Origin of the sequence: Vibrio sp. 10N.247.310.98, assembly GCF_041467395.1 — a bacterium.
Taxonomy (GTDB): Bacteria; Pseudomonadota; Gammaproteobacteria; order Enterobacterales; family Vibrionaceae; genus Vibrio; species Vibrio crassostreae_C.
On sequence record NZ_JBFSUL010000117.1, the window covers coordinates 1 to 1787 of the forward strand.

Sequence of the window (1787 nt, forward strand, 5' to 3'; positions counted from 1 at the left end):
CTCAGGCCTTGAAAGCCGCTTAACAGAAATGTCCAACTTTACGGGGTCACTTCACAAGCGGGCTTTTTAATGACTTCTAAACCACAAGCGTAATGATTACTCTTGAGGTACTACCTTACCGATGTACGGTAGGTGACGATATTTTTGTGCGTAGTCGATACCAACACCAACAACAAACTCGTCTGGGATCTCAAAACCAATCCATTTTGTATCGACAGTCACTTCACGGCGAGAAGGCTTGTCTAATAGCGTACAAATTTCGATAGACTTAGGACCACGTAGGCTTAGAATCTCTTTCACTTTAGTCAGCGTGTTACCCGTATCGATAATATCTTCTACAAGTAGAACATCTTTACCTTGGATATCATCATCAAGGTCTTTCAAAATACGAACATCACGTGAGCTTTCCATGCCGTTGCCGTAGCTAGACGCGGTCATGAAATCAACTTGGTGAGTTAAATCGATAGCACGAGCAAGATCCGCCATAAAGACAAAAGATCCACGCAATAAGCCAACTAAAACTAGATCTTCACTACCGTTGTAGTGTTCCGTGATCTGTTTGCCTAGTTCGTTCACTCGATCCTGAACTTCTTGCTCAGAGATCATGACTTCAACTGTATGCTTCATACTGCTCTCATTCTATTTGGTGATTGCGACGAATGTTGACAGTTTCGTCAGTTGTGTCGCTCAATTTTGTGCGTAAGTCTAGCACTGCTCAAATACCCACACCACCTTATGGTTCGAATTTACTGTCAGATTCTCCACGAAATGTGCGCTGGTGCCTTATCCAATACTCATCTCCTTTCACATCAATGCTGATCACGCTTTATGTATCAAGTTTGATGTAACTGTCTATTAAATAAGCTCAAAGGATTGACCATTCGCATATGCACCATTACACTCATCTTGGCTTAAATAATAATAAAATCATTAATATAAAAATTTCGTTGGCAAGGAAAATAAAATGGACTCAATATCTAAGAGACCTAGAACTAGGCTTTCACCTTTAAAAAGAAAACTTCAATTGATGGAAATCGCTCTTGAGGTATTCTCTCGCCGCGGCATCGGTCGTGGTGGACACGCTGATATTGCAGACATCGCTCAGGTGTCTGTCGCAACGGTATTTAACTACTTCCCAACCCGTGAAGATCTGGTTGATGAAGTACTAAATCACGTTGTACGCCAATTCTCTAACTTCCTTTCAGACAATATCGATCTGGATATTCACGCAAAACAAAACCTACATAATATTGCGACTGAAATGGTGACGTTAGTGGCTCAAGATAGTCATTGGTTAAACGTGTGGTTCGAATGGAGCGCTTCGACTCGTGATGAAGTATGGCCGCTATTCGTAACAACTAACCGCACTAACCAAATGTTAGTACAAAACATGTTTAGCAAAGCGATTGAACGCGGCGAAGTCTGTGACGATCACGACCCTAAACATCTAGCGAATCTATTCCACGGCATTTGCTACTCGCTATTCATCCAAGCGAAACGTGTAGAAACGCCAGAAGAGCTTTCAAGCTTAACGGATAGCTACTTGAACATGCTGTGCATTTATAAGTAGATTCGAGATTCGAGATTCGAGTAAATAATTTAAGGGTTGGCCTAATGGGCCAACCCTTTTTTATAGAATGGAATGTCTCTTCGCATCCCGAAGCGCAGCGCACTCGCATCTCGGAGTGGAACGTTACTGCTCTTTTCTTCAGACATAAAAAAGCCGCTGACAAATGAAGTGACCCCGTAAAGTTGGACATTTCTGTTAAGCGGCTTTCAAGGCCTGA

Annotated in this window: 2 protein-coding genes; one reads left to right on the top strand and one right to left on the bottom strand. The window is 42.2% G+C overall.

The features are described from left to right. Nucleotides 1-96: 96 nt before the first annotated feature. Nucleotides 97-627: a hypoxanthine phosphoribosyltransferase gene (gene hpt, locus AB6E78_RS22830; protein WP_017059438.1), complete on the bottom strand. Its 531-nt coding sequence runs from the start codon at nt 625-627 to the stop codon at nt 97-99. 337 nt (nt 628-964) lie between these two features. Here hpt and AB6E78_RS22835 point away from each other — a divergent pair, with 337 nt between their 5' ends. After that, the gene (locus AB6E78_RS22835; protein WP_019824386.1) at nt 965-1570 is read left to right on the top strand and encodes a LuxR/HapR/OpaR family quorum-sensing transcriptional regulator; all 606 of its coding nucleotides are present in this window, start codon (nt 965-967) and stop codon (nt 1568-1570) included. The last annotated feature ends 217 nt before the right edge of the window (nt 1571-1787 follow it).